This is a genomic window from Stutzerimonas stutzeri, assembly GCF_013522825.1.
In the GTDB taxonomy this organism is placed as follows: Bacteria; Pseudomonadota; Gammaproteobacteria; order Pseudomonadales; family Pseudomonadaceae; genus Stutzerimonas; species Stutzerimonas stutzeri_AK.
The window spans coordinates 1-14748 of record NZ_JAAMQZ010000060.1 but is presented as its reverse complement, the minus strand read 5'-3'; the positions used below and the strand labels follow the sequence as shown (position 1 = coordinate 14748).

Annotated in this window: 9 protein-coding genes; all 9 read left to right on the top strand. The window is 61.8% G+C overall.

All coding sequences use genetic code 11. The annotated features are described in order from the left end of the window. Positions 1–221: 221 nt before the first annotated feature. Positions 222–1604, top strand: coding sequence for an IS1380 family transposase (locus G7020_RS22725; protein WP_034018616.1), 1383 nt, complete (start codon positions 222–224; stop codon positions 1602–1604). A gap of 214 nt (positions 1605–1818) precedes the next feature. Further along, a complete protein-coding gene (locus G7020_RS22720) occupies positions 1819–2910 on the top strand; it encodes an efflux RND transporter periplasmic adaptor subunit (protein WP_181087136.1) in 1092 nt (363 codons plus the stop codon). 4 nt (positions 2911–2914) lie between these two features. Then, positions 2915–5944, top strand: coding sequence for an efflux RND transporter permease subunit (locus G7020_RS22715; protein ID WP_181087135.1), 3030 nt, complete (start codon positions 2915–2917; stop codon positions 5942–5944). Between the two features lie 769 nt (positions 5945–6713). After that, on the top strand, positions 6714–8135 hold the full coding sequence (locus G7020_RS22710) for a DUF1329 domain-containing protein (protein ID WP_181087134.1): 1422 nt from the start codon (positions 6714–6716) through the stop codon (positions 8133–8135). 21 nt (positions 8136–8156) lie between these two features. Next, on the top strand, positions 8157–9830 hold the full coding sequence (locus tag G7020_RS22705) for a DUF1302 domain-containing protein (protein WP_336509744.1): 1674 nt from the start codon (positions 8157–8159) through the stop codon (positions 9828–9830). Positions 9831–9937: 107 nt separating this feature from the next. Continuing rightward, on the top strand, positions 9938–12253 hold the full coding sequence (locus G7020_RS22700; RefSeq protein ID WP_258189468.1) for an efflux RND transporter permease subunit: 2316 nt from the start codon (positions 9938–9940) through the stop codon (positions 12251–12253). Between the two features lie 11 nt (positions 12254–12264). Continuing rightward, positions 12265–13224: a WD40/YVTN/BNR-like repeat-containing protein gene (locus tag G7020_RS22695; RefSeq protein WP_181087133.1), complete on the top strand. Its 960-nt coding sequence runs from the start codon at positions 12265–12267 to the stop codon at positions 13222–13224. Between the two features lie 223 nt (positions 13225–13447). Continuing rightward, positions 13448–13867, top strand: a complete 420-nt coding sequence (locus G7020_RS22690) for a hypothetical protein (protein ID WP_181087132.1) — start codon at positions 13448–13450, stop codon at positions 13865–13867. Positions 13868–14014: 147 nt separating this feature from the next. Further along, positions 14015–14659: an AraC family transcriptional regulator gene (locus G7020_RS22685; RefSeq protein WP_258189466.1), complete on the top strand. Its 645-nt coding sequence runs from the start codon at positions 14015–14017 to the stop codon at positions 14657–14659. Positions 14660–14748 lie beyond the last annotated feature (89 nt).

Sequence of the window (14748 nt, the reverse complement as noted above, 5' to 3'; positions counted from 1 at the left end):
TGAAAAGTGGAGTTTTTCTGGTAGCATTTTGTGCGCGGCTGAAGACTTATGGGGCTTTGTTTGGCGACAAGAATCATAAGGCTTTCAGCCGTTTTTGTTTATGCGGTCATGAGAAATCCGGGCTAGCCCGCATTTCTCACAGGAAGAGATGCACCGGGCCGTCGGATGCGCGAAAATTGTTGTGCAAAGAACGATTTAGCGCGACAACGGAGAGCGGCCCGATGCAGACACAGTGTAATCCGAAGCAGTACACGTTTTCAGGGGTGGGGCGGCGCGCGGTGGTAGCCGGATTTGATGGCGGTCGGGTGAGTTCGGATGGCGGCGCGTTGCTGCTCAAACAAACCGATGAAGCGGTGGGGTTGTTCGATCGCCTGGCCGGCTGTTTCCAGGACGATCGGATGCCCGAGGCGGTGGAGTTTCCGCTGCGCACGCTGGTGGCGCAGCGGGTGATGGGCATCGCGCTGGGCTACGAGGATCTCAACGATCACGAGCAACTGCGCCACGACCCGCTGCTGGGCGCGGTGATCGGCAAGCTGCAGTCCGGACGTGCGCGCTGTGCGCCCTTGGCCGGCAAGAGCACGCTCAACCGGCTGGAGCGCTTCCAGGCGCAGGGCAGTTCGCGCTATCACAAGATCCGGCCGCAGGCCGGCATGATCGAGGATCTGTTCGTCGATCTGTTTCTGGACGCCCACCGCAGGCCGCCAGAGGAGATCATCCTGGATCTGGATGCCACCGACGATCCGCTGCATGGGCAGCAGGAGGGCCGGTTCTTTCACGGCTACTACGGGGGTTACTGTTACCTGCCGCTGTACATCTTCTGCGGCCGTCACCTGCTGTGCGCCAAGTTGCGCCCGGCCAACGTCGATGGCGCCGCCGGGGCGCTGGAAGAGGTGCAACGCATCGTCAAGCAGATTCGCGCCCGCTGGCCAGACACGCGCATCGTGCTGCGCGCCGACTCGGGGTTCTGCCGGGATGACCTGATGACTTGGTGCGAAGCACAGTCGGTCGATTATGTCTTCGGACTGGCGCGCAACGCGCGCCTGACCCGGGCCATCGGCCCGAGCCTGCGGCAGGCCCAGGCGCAGTGCGAAGCGACGGGAGTCCCGGCACGGGTGTTCCAGGAACTGCACTACCGCACGAGGAAAAGCTGGAGCGCCGAGCGCCGGGTGGTGGCCAAGGCCGAGGCCTTGCCGGGCAAGACCAACCCACGCTTCGTGGTGACCACGCTTGCGGTCGGGGACTGGCCGGACAAGGCGCTGTATGAGGATCTCTACTGCGCGCGCGGCGAGATGGAGAACCGCATCAAGGAGTGTCAGCTCGACCTGTTCGCCGACCGCACCTCCACCGCGACGCTGCGCAGCAACCAGCTGCGGCTGTGGCTGTCCTCGTTCGCCTACGTGCTGCTCGAAAGCCTGCGCAGGCTGGCGCTGTCGGGGACCGAACTGGCCCAGGCCACGGCCGGTAGCATCCGCCTGAAGCTGCTCAAGATCGGCGCGGTCATCACCGTGAGCGTGCGCCGGGTCAAAGTGGCCATGAGTTCGGCCTTCCCGCAGCAGGAGGTGTTCGATCACGCCTTCGATGTCTTGAGCGCCGCGGCGCGCTGACAGCCGCACACCCACCGTCCCCCTCCACATCACACCCCGTCCACCCTGCCGCAAGCGCCTTGTTCAAGCGCGCTCGCAGGCGCTTGCCCGAAATCAGCGCTGTCGGCAGCCTGCGCCACCTGCGACGACCTGCGTCCGTCAAAACGGCCCAATGCGCAGGGCTGTGAGAAATGCGGGCTAGTCTTCTTACATTGAATCGTCGAAGGGGACGAACATGAAGCTGAACAATCGAATCATCCGGTCGGCCACGTTGTGCCTGGCCATAGTCTTGGCACTTACTGCCTGCAACGACCCGCAGCAGGAAGCGGCCCAACCGGTGTCGCGACCGGTAAAACTGTTCACGCTAGGGCAAGCTGAGGCTGTTCGAACGCTGCGGTTTCCCGGCAGCGTCTCGGCGGTCAAGCAATCGGACATGGCGTTCGAAGTCCCCGGGCGAATCATCGACCTTCCGGTCACCGAGGGGCAGCTAGTTGGGGCCGGTACTGTGCTGGCACGACTCGACTCTCGTGACTATGAGGCCGAAAGGGACAGGGCGACGGCTGAACGCAACGCCGCTCAGCTGGAGTTCAATCGATACGAGGCGGCGTTCAAGGCCAGGGCCGTCGCGGCGCAGGAGGTCGATCGTACCCGCCGCAACTTGGCGGTTGCCAATGCCAGCCTGCGTCAGGCCAACAAGGCTATTGAGGACACGGTGCTGCGTGCGCCCTTCGCCGGACGTGTAGCGCGCAAACTGGTGGAGGACTACGCCAATGTGCAGGCCAAGCAGCCGGTGCTGATACTGCAAAGCGAGGGTGGCATGGAAATGCGCGTTCAAGTTCCCGAGGTGCTCTGGGCTCGCTCGCCGCAGGTCGACTCGGCGGCACACATCGAGGACCTCAATTCGCAGATCCGCGTGGTGTTGAGCTCGCTGCCCGAACAACCGATTGCGGCAAAAATCACTGCCTTCGCCAGCATGGCCGACCCGGTGACGCGCACCTTCCGCGTTACCGTCGGCTTCGAGCCGCCGCCTGGCTTTAGCGTTAGCCCCGGGATGACTGGACACGTCGCCTACGATCTGCCAGCAGGGGATGCCGCAGTTGGCTTGTACATTCCCGCCGATGCGGTATTCGCCGCTCCCGACAATAGTCCTCAGGTCTGGCGTTTCGATGCGCAGAGCGGCACGGTGCAGCGTAGCCCCGTGACCCTGGGAGAACTGAGCGGCGACAGCGTGCTCGTGACCTCCGGCTTGCAGGTGGGTGATCGCATTGCGGTATCGGGCGTGCATACGCTCAGCGACGGCTTCCCCGTGCACGTCTTGGAGAATTGAGTCGATGGATATCGCCGCCATTGCCATCAAGAAACGCCTGGTCACCCTGGTGCTCACTGCAGCGATGCTCGTTGCAGGGTTGTGGACCTATCAGGACATGAGCCGTCTGGAGGATCCGGAATTCACTATCAAGGAGGCACTTGTCGTCACGCCTTATGCGGGCGCCTCAGCCCTGGAGGTGGAGCAGGAGGTCAGCGACCGCCTGGAGAAGGCCGTGCAACAGCTCGGCCAACTGGAGCGCGTGAGCTCGAAGTCCGAGCGGGGCCTGTCGACCCTGACCGTTACCGTCAAGGACAACTACGACCGCGAAAGTCTGCCCCAGGTCTGGGACGAATTGCGGCGCAAGGTCGACGACGTGCAGCGCGAGCTGCCGCCGGGTGCTGGGCCGTCGATCGTGCTTGACGACTATGGAGACGTCTATAGCGCGTTCCTGGTGGTCACCGGCGACGGCTATAGCTACGCCGAACTCAAGAACTATGTCGATCAGCTACGTCGTGAGCTGCTGCTGGTACGAGATGTTGGCAAGATCACCACTTTCGGCGAGCGCCAGGAAGCCATATTTGTCGAATTCAATAGTGACCGCCTGTCGCAATTGGGTATCGCGCCCGCGTCCATCATCGAGGAGCTACGCCAGAAAGGCTTGGCGACGGATGCCGGGCGAGCGCGGGTAGGGAAAGCTTTCGTCACTCTGGCGCCTTCGGGTGGCCTCAGTTCGATCGGCGACTTTCAGGCCTTGCTGATTCATGGTGGCGACGGACGGCAGTTCCAGCTTGGTGATCTCGCACGGATCCGGCGCGGTTATGTAGAACCTACCGCCGCCGAGATCCGCTTTGACGGCCGGGCCGGTATCGGCCTGGGCATTTCTACCGTTTCCGGTGGCAACGTGGTGACCATGGGCGAGGCGCTGCAGGCACGCATGGCCGAGCTGGAGGGGCAGCGTCCGGTCGGCATGGAGTTCGGCATCGTCTCCCAGCAGTCGGAGTCCGTCACCACAGCAATCTCGGGTTTCGTCGAGAGTCTGCTACAGGCCGTGGCCATCGTCGTGGCGGTGCTGCTGCTGTTCATGGGCCTGCGCAGCGGGCTGCTGATTGGCTTCGTTCTGCTGTTGACCATAGCGGGATCCTTCCTTTTTCTAGATCCCATGGGCGTGGCACTCGAGCGCATCTCTCTGGGGGCCTTGATCATCGCCCTGGGTATGCTGGTGGACAACGCTATCGTCGTGGTCGACGGCGTGCTCGTCCGTCTACAGCGCGGCGAGCGTGCCGAGCAGGCCGCCTCAATCGTCGTCAAACAGTCGGCTTGGCCGCTGCTCGGCGCCACCCTGATCGCCATTCTGGCCTTTGCGGCGATCGGCACTTCGAACGACGAGACCGGCGAGTACTGCCGCTCGCTGTTTCAGGTGGTAATGGTTTCGCTGTTGCTGAGCTGGGTGACCGCGGTGACGGTGACGCCGCTGCTGTGCGTGATGTTTCTTAAGGCTCCGGCGCCCGACCAGGCGACTGCAGACCCTTACGGCGGTGGTTTCTATCGGCGTTACAAGGAGTTGCTGCGTATCTGCATCCGTCGCCGCTACTTGAGTACTGCCAGCGTGGCCGGCCTGTTCGCCGTCGCCCTGTGGGGCTTCAGCATGGTCGAGCAGAGCTTCTTCCCCAGCTCGACCCGACCCCAGTTTATGGTGGATTACTGGTTACCCCAGGGCGCTCACATAGATGCTACGCGCGCCGATGCCGAAGAGATCGAGCGCTTTCTGCTGGAGCAGGGGGGCGTGACGCACGTCACCACCACCCTCGGCGAAGGCTCGCTGCGTTTCCTGCTTACCTACCAGCCACAACAGCCCAACCCGGCCTATGCACAGTTTCTGGTTGGTGTGGACGACTACCGTCTGATCCCCCAACTGATGGCGAAGGTCGAAGACGAACTCGCCAGCCGTTTCCCGGATGCACTGAGTTATGCCTCGCCGTTCGAGCTGGGCACCGGGGTGAGCGGCAAGATCCAGGCCCGCCTGAGCGGTCCTGACCCGGATGAATTGCGCCGGCTTGGCGATCAGGTGCAGCAGATCTACCAGAGTGATCCCGATGCCAAGGCGGTGCGTACCGACTGGCGGCAACGTGTAAAGCTGGTACGAGCGACCCTGGCCGACGAACAGGCCAACGTCAATGGCATCACCCGTGCCATGGTGGCAGCGGCGATTCGCGAGGGCTTCCAGGGCGTGACCGCGGGCGTTCATCGCGAGGCTGATCTACTGCTGCCGATTATAGTGCGCGTCGATGACGCAGCACGTAACGCCATCGACGACCTGGCCAATCTGCAGATATGGAGCCCGGTGGCGCAGAAGATGATCCCGCTACAGCAGGTGGTGCGTTCGTTCGATACCGTGTTCGAGGACGAGATGATCCACCGTCGAGACCGCAAGCGTACGCTCACCGTCTACGCCGACCCCAGGCAAGGTAATGCTAGCGAGCTGTTTGCGCGGCTGCGCCCGCAGGTCGAGGCCTTGCCGCTGCCGCCCGGCTACAGCCTGGAGTGGGGCGGCGAGTACGAGGACGCCGGCAAGGCCCAGGCCGGGCTGGCCGCGAGCATCCCGGTGTTCATCGTGGTCATGGTCCTGATCACCATCATGCTGTTCAACACGCTGCGACAGCCGTTGGTGATCTGGCTCTGCGTGCCGCTGGCCTTGATCGGGGTAACCGCCGGCCTGCTGGTCAGCGGACAGCCCTTCGGCTTTATGGCCTTGCTCGGCTTCCTCAGCCTGATCGGCATGCTGATCAAGAACGCCATCGTGCTGATCGAGCAGATCGATCTGGAGTGCGAGGAGGGCAAGGCGCTGCTGCCGGCGATAGTCGATGCTGGGGCGAGCCGCCTGCGCCCGGTGGCCATGGCCGCGCTGACCACGGCGCTAGGCATGATCCCGCTGGTGTTCGACGCCTTCTTCGTCTCCATGGCCATCACCATCATCGGCGGGCTTCTGTTCGCCACCGTTCTTACCATGGTCGTGCTGCCGGTGTTCTACGCATTGATCTACCGCGCGCCGTAAAGCCTCCGTTGGGGCGGCTTGAGAGCCGCCCCGATCCTGGGTCCATTCCACAAGCCGCCGCAGATGACACGGTCACCAGATCTCGCCGGCTCGGCATGAGTCTTCGTGCGGGCAGAAGAGTTGTGCGCTGTTCACATTTCCCTGGTCTGAGCGTCGTGGCCGGGATCAACCAATTCTCTGGCGTCCTTCCGAATCTGGCCTGGCTCCTGCTACCGATGAGGCCGGTGATGCGTTCTGCACGTCAGCGTGGCAGCAGCTGCGCGCGGATATGTGGAAGGAGCCGAGCTTAGCTCCCGGATCTCTCCAGGCAGTCACAACGCCTACAGCCTCTGCCACTTACTTCGCGGCTCAATCGCGCCTATGAATCTCCCCCGGCGGGGACTCTCTTTGCCGCCATGCGGTCGCTGCGTGGGATTGCTTCGAGTATCCGTAGCTCACGAGCGGGTTCTGCGAATGACAGTCGCTCGTACCCTTTTACGCCCGTATATCTTCGTAACAGGTGTTCCAATAATTCTCAAAATGGTGCGGCGTACTGCTACATGCTGGTGCAGTCGAGGACAAGAGGCTACCGCATGACTCCTCACTGGTATCTATAAGCTACTGATAAATAATGATTTTAACTGGGCTTTAGGGTTTGGCATGTGGATTGCTTTTTCTTGTCAAAGGACTTGTTCAAATGACTATGTCATTTGATTAGTAATCTAGGCGCAAGCCGATTTCCCTGTCGGGAAGGTAGTGCCGCCAGTCAAAGCCCCGTGAGGACACCCCAATGAAAGAAGTGATTGAGCGCCCAGAAGTCGGCGTTGTTAACCGCCGTGGCGTCAGGCATCTGCTCGTGGCCGTTGTAGCGTCGACTGCAATGGGTTCTGTTCAGGCTGCGAAGCAGGATCCTGCTTTGCTGGGGACGGCATTGACGCCGCTGGGAGGGGAGGTAGCGGCAAGTGCTGATGGGGTGATTCCGGCCTGGACGCAGCCCGGCCCTCAGGGTGGTGACTGGACTTACGGTGAGGTGCGTGGCCAGCACTGGAAGTTCAAGGACGACAAGCCGCTCTACAGTATCGACGCGAGTAATGTCTCGCAGCACGCGAGCAAGCTGTCGCCGGGCCAGCTTGAGCTGTTCAAGAAGATCCCGGGCTATCGAATGAATGTGTACCCCACCCGTCGCAGCTGCGGCGTGCCGGACTTCGTTGCCGAGAACACCAGGAAAAACGTCGGCTTCGCTACCCTCGATAGTGATGGTCTTGCGCTGAAGGAAGCCTATGTTCCTGGCGTTCCGTTCCCGATGCCTACGACCGGCGCCGAGGTCATGTGGAACATGAAGATGCGCTACCGTGGCGTCGGCCTCGACATTCCCAAGTCCATCGCCGGGATCTCCCCACGTAAGGCGGGAGGGGATTGGCTGCGTGGTTCGAATGATGTGTCCTTCTTTACCCCTTGGGGGGAGAAGGGGAGTGCGCTGTTCTCTTCCGTCGGCCGGATAGAAAACGCCACCTACTTTTCTTTCCTGGAGCCGGCTGCCCTGGCGGGTCAGGCTGCCGTGCAGAGCGCTGTGGCTGGTGAGCAGGCAACTACTTTCTATTACTTTCCCGGCCAGCGGCGCGTAAGGCGCATGCCCGCTTACTCCTATGACTCGCCGCAGATCGGTATGGATAACCAGTACAGCGTCGATGAAGCGAACATCTTCTTCGGTCCCCTGGATCGCTTCGACTGGAAACTGGTCGGCAAGCAGGAGTTGATCGTGTCCTACAACGCTTTTGGCGCCTACGACACGTCCGCCAAGGTCGAAGAGGTTGCCCAGGACGATTCGATCGCGCCCGAGTCGCGCCGCTATGAACTGCATCGAGTGTGGGTCGTCGAGGCCAATGTCCGCCAGGGCATGCGCCACCAGGCGCCGAAGCGTCTGTTCTACATCGATGAAGACAGCTGGAACGCCGTGATGGCCGTCGACTACGACAAGCAAGGGCAGATCTGGAAGGTGCGCGAAGGCTTCACGATTCCTGTGTACGAGACCGGTGCTTGCGATACGCAGGCTTTGGTGCAGTACAACCTGGCGGACGGCCGTTACCTCTTCGACTTGAGCACCATCGGCGCCAGCAAGGATCTCCGCTGGCTGACCGAGAGCGAAGGCAATCCGCGGCATAAGCGCGGTTTCTACACCTCCGACAACCTGCGCGCCATCAGCGAACGCTAATCGCGACTCTTGGGATCCGATATGAATAAAATAATTGCTAAAGCATCGGGGCTGGTCATTGCCTGCACAACGCCTCTGGCCATGGGCTTCACCTTCGAGACAGAGAATGTCCGTGGCTCGTTCGATTCCACCATCGGCTGGGGCATGGGCGTGCGCACCCAGTCGCAGGGCTGCGATCTGGTCAACGCCGGTGCTGCTGGCAGCGGCGCCCCTGCCTGTCTGGATTCGACCGTTTCCGGTATTGGCGATCAGGGCAACCTCAACTATGACAAGGGCGACCTGTTCACCCACTACCTCAAGGGCGTTCACGAGCTGCTGCTGAAGTTCCCCGAGGACTTTACGTTCATGGCGCGCGGCAGCTGGAAGCGCGACTTCGCCGCCACTCATACCACCGGGGCGCTGGGTGCCGAAACCCAGTTATGGCAGGCCAGGGGCTCGGATATCGGCAGCGATGGGCTGACCGATGACGCGCGTGACGATCTGAAGTTCAAGGCGCGCTTGCTCGACCTGTGGGTGAGCAAGGGCTTCGACGTGGGGGAGCACCGGGCGCGGGCGCGCCTGGGCAACCAGGTGATCAACTGGGGCGAGAGTCTGTTCGCGGTGGGCGGCATCAACGCTACCAACGCTTACGATATCCAGGCGCTATCGAGCCCAGGGGTGCAGCTCAAGGAGGCCTTGCTGCCGGCACCGATGCTCAGCGTCGCCAGCGGCCTGGGCTATGGTGTGAACGTCGAGCTCTACTATCAGTTTGCCTGGAATAAGAGCGAGTTGCCGCCGGTGGGCAGCTACTGGTCGACCTACAACGTGATCGGCGAGGGCATGCAGGAGTACGGCTTCGACGACAAAGACGCCCGTGACAGTGGCCAGTGGGGCCTCTCGGTACGCTGGCAGCCGGAGGACAGTGACGTCAACTACGGTTTCTACGTGATGCGTTATCACGACAAGCTGCCGCAGCAGCGCTACGACCAGGCCAGCTTCGCACCCACTTGGATCTACCCGGAGGACCGCATGCTTTACGGCATCAGCGCCAACCTGCCGGTCGGCGACTGGGCCGTGGGCACTGAGCTGTCCTACCGCCCCAAGGAAGCGGTGCCGCTCAACCCGTTGCCGGGCTTCGCATTCGGCCCAGCGCCTTGCTCGGGGCGGGACGGGGAGTGCTGGAAAGACACCAAGAAGTTCCAGTGGCACCTGACCGGCACCTACAGCCTGACCAACGCCAACTCTCCGGACTTTCTCGAGTTCACCGGGGCCAGCACCGGGACCTTGCTGACGGAGCTGGTGCTGGTGAAGTATCCGGGACTGCACGACAGTTACGACGGCGAGCTGCTCGCACCGGGCGCCAACAGCTGGGTCGAGGACATGTCGCAGTTCCCGCCCAAGTCGCGTGGCGATGCGACCTCCTCGGGCATTCACCTGGACTTCAGCCTGACCTATGACAGCACACTGATCCCCGGCTGGACCGTGACCCCCGGTATCTACTATCAGCAGGCGCTCGGCAACGGACGCACGCCTTCGGTGAACTCGACCTACACCCGTGATGCCAGCGCGATGAACCTGTACCTGAACTTCGTGCGCAACCCGGGTAACTGGCAGGTCAGCCTGAACTACGCCAAGTTCAACGACGCCGACACCCCTTACGACCAGCTGCTGCGTGATCGCGATTACGTGGGCTTGTCCGTTTCGCACTCGATGTGAGGCACGCTGTGAATACTCCTGTTGTAGATAAGTCCGACGAAAGGGGGCGTGGCGTGCTGCCACGCCTGGAGGACTGGCTGTTCCGTCGGCGCCGCCTGGTGCTGGCGATGCTTGCCCTGTTCACCCTGGGTATGTCCTGGTTCGCCGTACAGCTGCGCATGGATGCCGGCTTCGAGAAGCAGCTGCCCCTTGGCCACGAGTACGTCGAGACCTTCCAGGCCTACCGCAGCGACCTTATCGGGGCGAACCGCCTGACCATCGTGGTCAAGGCCCGCGATGGCTCAATCTGGAATGTAGCCGGGCTCAAGCGGCTGTACGAGGTGACCCAGGCTGTGACTTTCCTGCCCGGGATATCGCGCAGCAGCGTGCAGTCACTGTGGACGCCCAACTCCTTCGTCAACGAGATTACCGAGGAAGGCTTTCGTGCAGACCCCTTGATCCCCGGCACTGTGACGCCCGAGCGTCTCGACCAGGGGATAGTCGACAGAATCGCCAGCTCCACCGCCCAGGGCGGCTTTACCGGCACGCTGGTGGCGCGTGATCAGAGCAGCGCGATGATCACCGCCGAACTCAACGAACTCGACGAGAACGGCCAGCAGCTGGACTATGTGGCCTACAACCAAGTGCTAGAGCAGCAGATCCGCGCCCAGTTCGAGGACGAGGCGTTCGAGATCCAGATCATCGGCTTCGCCAAGCAGATCGGCGATATTGCCGACGGCGCCTCCGCGGTTCTGGAGTTCTGCCTGCTGGCGCTACTGCTGACCGCTGCGGCGGTCTACTGGTACTGCCATTCCGTGCGCTTCACCCTGCTGGCGCTGGGCTGCTCGCTGACCTCGCTGGTCTGGCAGTTCGGCAGCCTGCGCCTGCTCGGCTACGGCCTCGATCCGCTGGCTGTGCTGGTGCCCTTTTTGGTGTTCGCCATTGGCGTGTCCCACGGCGTGCAGCAGATCAACTACATCGTGCGGGAGATCGCCTGTGGTAAGAGCGCCGAGCAGGCGGCTCGTTCCAGCTTCAGCGGCCTGCTGATTCCGGGCACCCTGGCGCTGGTGACGGCCTTGGTGTCCTTCGTCACGCTGCTGCTGATCCCGATTCCGATGGTGCGCGAGCTGGCCATCACTGCCTCGCTTGGCGTGGCCTTCAAGATCATCACCAACCTGGTGATGCTGCCACTGGTGGCCTCGATGCTCAAGGTCGACGGCAGCTACGCTGCTGCCGAGGAAGTCTCCCGCGAGCGCCGTGCGCGTTGGCTGCACGGCCTGGCGCGCCTGGCCGAATGGCGCAACGCCCAGCTGGTGCTCGGTGTCGCTCTGCTGGTGTTCGTTGTGGCTGTCTGGCAGAGCCACGACCGGGTCGTCGGTACGCTGCAGGCCGGTGCGCCGGAGCTGCGTGAGGACGCCCGTTTCAATCGCGACGCAGTGTCCATCGCCGGCAGCTACGACATCGGCCTGGACTGGCTCAGCGTGGTCTTCGAGGTCCAGCCGGACGGATCCGGCGAGGTCAATGGCGCCTGCGAGAACGTGGCCCTGGGGCAGTACCAGGATCGTTTCGTCTGGGCCATGCAGGGGGTGCCCGGGGTGCTCTCGGTGGCCTCCTTCTCCAGCGCGATGCGCCAGTTCAACGAGGGCTACAACGAGGGCAACCCGAAGATGAGCGCGGTGCCCATCGACGCCATGAACTACTCCTCGCTGGTCACCGAGGTGGCGCGTCTCTCCGGGATCATGCGCGGCGACTGCAGCATGACCGCCGTGCACCTGTATCTGGCCGACCATAAGGCGACCACCATCAACCGTGTGCTCGAGGCGGCCAAGGCGTTTCGCGCCGAGTTCCCTATGGCGGGCGTCTCGGTACGCCTGGCCTCGGGCAATGCCGGGGTACTGGCGGCCATCAACGAGGAGGTGGAGAAGAGCGAGATGCCGATGCTGCTGTACGTCTACGCCGCCATCGCCCTGCTGGTGTTCGCCGTCTACCGAGACCTGCGCGCCGTGCTGGTGTGCTGTCTGCCGCTGACCATCGGCACCTTCATCGGCTACTGGTTCATGAAGGAGCTGCAGATCGGCCTGACCATCGCCACCCTGCCGGTGATGGTGCTGGCGGTGGGCATCGGTGTGGATTACGCCTTCTACATCTACAACCGCCTGCAACTGCACCAGGCCAATGGCCAGCCGATCGTCAAGGCCGTCGAGCACGCGCTGCTCGAGGTCGGCGTGGCGACCATTTTCACTGCCATCACCCTGGCCATCGGTGTGGCCACCTGGGCGTTTTCCGAGCTCAAGTTCCAGGCCGACATGGGCAAGCTGCTGGCCTTCATGTTCATGGTCAACATGGTTATGGCCATGACCGTGCTGCCGGCCTTTGCCGTCTGGCTGGAGCGGGTGTTCCCGCGCAAGCGCCCGGTGCGCATGATCGGCGCCCTGGCGCATTGAGGAGAGAGCAGATGCGATACGCGTTTTTCATACTGAGCGCGCTGCTCGCCGCAGCGCTGCCTATCACCATCCTGCAAGCGCAGCCGCTGCGCGCCGAGCGAGCCCTGCCGGTGAGCCATGCCAGTGCGGCGACCATGCTCGATGCCGTGTGGGCGGGCGAGCGCATGGTGGCCGTGGGCGACCATGGCGTGGTGCTGCTGTCCGACGACCTGGGCCAGAGCTTTCGCCAGGCCCGCGCGGTGCCAGTATCCACACCGCTGACCGGAGTCAGCTTCGCCGACGCGCAGCATGGCTGGGCGGTTGGTCACTGGGGGGCGATCCTGGCCAGCACCGACAGCGGTGATTCCTGGCAGATCCAGCGCTTGTCGACCGAAGAGGACCGTCCGCTATTCGCCGTGCATTTCTTCAACGCCCGGCGGGGCGTGGCAGTCGGCCTTTGGTCGCTGGTGCTGACCACCGACGATGGCGGCCAGACCTGGCGCGAACAGACCCTGGACGCGCCGCCGGGCTATGGGCGGGCCGACCTCAACCTGATGGGTTTGTTCGCCGACGCCAAAGGCGGCCTGTACGCGACCGCCGAGCGTGGCCAACTACTGCACTCCGTTGATTTCGGCAAGAGCTGGCGCTACCTGGACACCGGCTACGAGGGCACCCTTTGGGCGGGCGCTGTGCTGGCCGATGGCTCGCTGCTGGTTGGTGGCCAGCGCGGCACCTTATTGCACGGCCCGGCAGATGGGAGCGACTGGCGGAGGGTGCCGCTGCAGAGCAAGAGTTCGGTCACCGCGATAGTCGCCGGGGGGCGCCAGGTGCTGGTCGCCGGTCTTGACGGCTTGCTTGTGCGTAGCCGCAACGGAGGGCATTCGTTTCAGCAGCAGGACGCGGAGGGCGCCTCGCTGACTGCAGTGTTACTCGCCGACGGTGATCGTCCTGTGCTGTTTTCACGTCGCGGTGTAGTCCCATTAAAAGATTGAGGACAGTCCAGTTCGACTCGCGCTGAAACCGCGAGTCGTTGCCGGCAGATTGTGGCCTCCATCCGTCGAAGAGGGCGCCGCGGGTCAGAGCCCCTTCGTCGTTGATCTCGGCGGCGCGGCGACGGTGAAGAGGCGCTGGATGACTATTGAGGGTATGCGAAGGGATGTGGATGTCTCGATGTCTCTCGCAACGATATCGGGCTACGCAAGAGGATGCCGAGAGATGAAAACTTTTCACTTAATCCTGGCTATGGCATGGCCAGCCTGTGCGTGGGCACATGCTGAAGACCGATATGTTGATGCAGAAGCGGCGAGTAAGGCCAAGGTGCTGGTCGGGGAAGCCCGGGCCTTGTATATCAAGGTGGACGAGGCCTGTCGTAATCCCTCTGCCACTGGCCTTCTCTATGAAGTCGCAGAGGACGTCGTGAGAAAGCTTGACGGTTGGCCAGACCATTATCAGAAGAAGCAGGCTCTTACTTCATACCATGCCTGCCGTCAGTCTCTGGTAAACGTCAAGAGCTATGCGTACGCCTGTGCACAGGGTGGGGGCAACGATAGGGCAATGAAATACATGCAGCGTCGATGGGCAGAAGACTCCTCAGCCTGTGATGAGGCCATTCGTGTGTCAGAACTCGCACGATAAGGCAGAGTAATCTTGGTGTTGTTCGCTTGCTGCAGCTATCAGGAGCTGAATATGCTTAATGACTCTAGGGATTCTGTAGATGGAGTAATATCTGGTGTGGACGTGCCGGAATATTTGTTCTTGCCGCGTCTTTGGTGAATGTTGACTATGACTGATCGTTGTTACACGGTTTTTTGCGAAAGTTTGTTCGTGCGGAACGCTGAGCTCTTCGCACCATATTTGGCGGCTGTCGGGCTTGATGAAGAGTTTCTGAAGTCTCCTGATGCAGAAATTCCACTTTCGCAGTACATGGCCTTGTGGGAAGTAGTAGGGCGTGAGGTTTCGCCCAGTATTGGCATGCAAATTGGCTCCCGGGCTCAAAGCAGCGACTGGGGTGCCTATGGCCACGCGGTACGTAGCGCGCCATCAATGCAACTGGCGCTTCGATGCGTCAGTCATTTTTATGCGGTGATCGCGCAAGGTATGCGAATCGAAGTTGGCGTGGATGACAAATCCGTTACGCTGATTTACCAAGTTGTGGATCCACTTGTAACTGAGCGGCGTCAAGATGCCGAGTATGCAATAAGTGCAACGCTCACTATTCTGCGTGAGCTAACTAAGTGTTCCTCGCTTAAGCCCCTTCGGGTGGAGTTTGAGCACAATAAGCTGAGCAATGATTCGGTCTACCAGGGGGTGTTTGGCTGTCCGGTTTTTTTCAATAGGCCCGATAATCGAATAGAGTTTGCTCTTGGCCTGCTGGAGATGCCGATCCTAACCCGGATTTCTCATGACCGCATAAACAAAAACGGCTGAAAGCCTTATGATTCTTGTCGCCAAACAAAGCCCCATAAGTCTTCAGCCGCGCACAAAATGCTACCAGAAAAACTCCACTTTTCACCCCT

What these genes read in the sequence shown, in the direction of transcription:
- G7020_RS22725 (WP_034018616.1), top strand. Translation starts at nt 222, where the DNA reads ATGCAGACACAGTGTAATCCGAAGCAGTACACGTTTTCAGGGGTGGGG.
- G7020_RS22715 (WP_181087135.1), top strand. Translation starts at nt 2,915, where the DNA reads ATGGATATCGCCGCCATTGCCATCAAGAAACGCCTGGTCACCCTGGTG.
- G7020_RS22685 (WP_258189466.1), top strand. Translation starts at nt 14,015, where the DNA reads ATGACTGATCGTTGTTACACGGTTTTTTGCGAAAGTTTGTTCGTGCGG.
- G7020_RS22705 (WP_336509744.1), top strand. Translation starts at nt 8,157, where the DNA reads ATGAATAAAATAATTGCTAAAGCATCGGGGCTGGTCATTGCCTGCACA.
- G7020_RS22690 (WP_181087132.1), top strand. Translation starts at nt 13,448, where the DNA reads ATGAAAACTTTTCACTTAATCCTGGCTATGGCATGGCCAGCCTGTGCG.
- G7020_RS22720 (WP_181087136.1), top strand. Translation starts at nt 1,819, where the DNA reads ATGAAGCTGAACAATCGAATCATCCGGTCGGCCACGTTGTGCCTGGCC.
- G7020_RS22695 (WP_181087133.1), top strand. Translation starts at nt 12,265, where the DNA reads ATGCGATACGCGTTTTTCATACTGAGCGCGCTGCTCGCCGCAGCGCTG.
- G7020_RS22700 (WP_258189468.1), top strand. Translation starts at nt 9,938, where the DNA reads ATGCTTGCCCTGTTCACCCTGGGTATGTCCTGGTTCGCCGTACAGCTG.
- G7020_RS22710 (WP_181087134.1), top strand. Translation starts at nt 6,714, where the DNA reads ATGAAAGAAGTGATTGAGCGCCCAGAAGTCGGCGTTGTTAACCGCCGT.